At 53.3% G+C, this 2151-nt stretch carries 3 protein-coding genes; all 3 read right to left on the bottom strand.

The genetic code is table 11. The features are described from left to right. Positions 1 to 14: 14 nt before the first annotated feature. Positions 15 to 191 carry a hypothetical protein gene (locus tag C6P64_RS18305; RefSeq protein WP_170073148.1) on the bottom strand — a complete coding sequence of 59 codons (177 nt, stop codon included), beginning with the start codon at positions 189 to 191 and terminating at the stop codon, positions 15 to 17. Positions 192 to 604: 413 nt separating this feature from the next. Then, positions 605 to 1180: a hypothetical protein gene (locus C6P64_RS18120; RefSeq protein WP_146115989.1), complete on the bottom strand. Its 576-nt coding sequence runs from the start codon at positions 1178 to 1180 to the stop codon at positions 605 to 607. Between the two features lie 52 nt (positions 1181 to 1232). After that, a partial coding sequence (locus tag C6P64_RS17780; RefSeq protein ID WP_105749850.1) for a S8 family serine peptidase occupies positions 1233 to 2151 on the bottom strand: 919 nt, incomplete at its 5' end.

Genomic DNA, 2151 nt, shown 5'->3' with positions numbered 1-2151 from the left:
GGGGGGCTGAATAGTTACCTGCCTTGCGGGTTGAGCATCAGGCCCAGCGCCATGCTCAGGGCGTTCACGGCCTGGACATGCAGCGCGATGGTGTCGCGGTCGGTGGTGTGGGTGATGGGCGCAGCGCGGCGGCTGTGCAGGGCGATGACGTGCGCGGGCGAGCGCACAGCGGTTGCGGTGGTGTCAGCCATGATGAGGCTCCAACTGGACAGGTTGCTGAACCTGCCTCCATCCCCTGCCAAGAGAATGGGCGGCAGACCGTGCAGGGTTGGCAGACCGGCAGTTGGAACCGGCACACGCTTGCGCGTGTCCCCACACGGCCCGCCAAAATCGAACCCTTGCGCGCAGGGGCAAGAGTTGCAATCGGGTGATGCCGTGTTGCCACTTGCAGCTGTGGACATGAAAAAAGCCGCTGTCGCAAAGTGCGGCGCGCGGCTTGCTGCGCCAACTGAACTGGGCTGCCAAGCCCGTGACAGCGCCGGACGGACGCTGTCGGTTTGTGCCGAAGCACGAAAAGATTTTACCCGGAAAACGGGTGGGTGGGGTGGACGGGGCTACGTGGCATGAGCACAAAAGATGGCCGCTTGCGGCCGTTTACCGTAAATTATTTCCCACCAGCCTTTGCCGATGAAATTAATTTCTTAGCCTCACCCAAAATGGAACGAATACGCTCAACGTCGTTGATCTTCAAATATGCCGACGTCCTCCCAATTCGTCCACTGGAGACGGCGAGGCTTATTTCCCCGCTACTTCCCGAAAACACGACAAAAGACAAATCACCCTTCGTCTTATAATGCGCCTCAAAGTTTCCGAATGCAGTAACTCCACGGTCAATCTTGGCAATGTAATCCAAGCCACGGATCAGAGAGTCAATCTCATCTTCATCTATATACGAAGTATTTTTCCGCTCAAGACGACCAGACTCCTTTACCTCAAATGACACACCGTATTGTGCGGACTTTGGATTACTGGCATCTCTAAACTCGCGAACATCAATGGAAACTTGCCCCATTCCATTGACTGAGCCTATCTCAGTGTAGCCTTTAACCAGAACAATACCGGTTCTAGCGGAAAATGCTTCCAGCTTTGTCGCTGGCAATGACTTTGAGGCCTCCCCTTGCTCTTGTGCAAACGAGAGCAAAGGAAAGGCAAAAACGGCAGCAAGAATTACTTTCTTCATCACATCTCCACTATAAAATTCAATATCAAATTAAGCCCGAGCTGAGCTAAACTCAACTTGCTTGCACAGGAACTCGAACAGGCAGCGACTGCTGTACCCATTGCGTGGCACGCAAAGCATTCAGACCATCGGCGTGAACCGAGGTGTCACCATCCACAGAACGAAGGGTGACAAATATGTAGGCCTTGACTGGAAAATCCGGCTTGTCTTGGGCAGCACGCACTTGCAGTTTGGCCTGCAGCGCCCATACATCACCCGCTACTCCGTCCGGAAAGGTTTTTCGGTGCAGCTTTACCGTCGACCACTTTCCACCGTTTTCTATCAATTGTTTTTCAAAGCTGTGCTGTCCCGGCTCCATTTCGAGTGGAACCTTACCTTGTATTGTATTTTTAGCCGTGTTAAGCACACCGAAACTCAGCTCTAGGTTGGTGCGCACATACTCGGCGCCCCAGTTTGCATCCAGGACTGGCTGATAGGCAGCAGTGATAATCACCTCTCCTCGGAGCTTTCCATTCGATCGCAAAGATGCCGGGATTGGATATGGCGTCTTGCGCCATCGCATTTTTCCGGGAATCAGATCCGCCTCAAATAGCAGCGTGAAGCTATCGCTCCGATCATACAGTGTGCTCATGACATCTTGTGGAAGTCCAACACCATAATAGCGGCGCTCCAACGGACTATACTCACGATTTTCCAGTTGCGCGGCATGAATCATTGCCGCCTTTACCATTGCCGGAGATGGGTTGAACTCCCGGTGGCCACTCAAAGCTTGCCAAGTGTGCGCGCACAGTGCCGACGCTATTGGAGCAGAAAAGCTGGTACCGGACAATTGGCTGGTATAGCCTTGAGGCGTCAGAACCGTGGTGCTGCAAACTCCAGATTGAAACGGATGATGAATATTTCCACCCCAGTGGGTGATTTCAGGTTTTACCGTATGCACTGGACCTGGACCGAGTGATTTCAAGGTGTCT

The organism is Malikia granosa (assembly GCF_002980595.1).
In the GTDB taxonomy this organism is placed as follows: Bacteria; Pseudomonadota; Gammaproteobacteria; order Burkholderiales; family Burkholderiaceae_C; genus Malikia; species Malikia granosa.
This window is presented reverse-complemented; position numbering and strand designations above follow the sequence as displayed.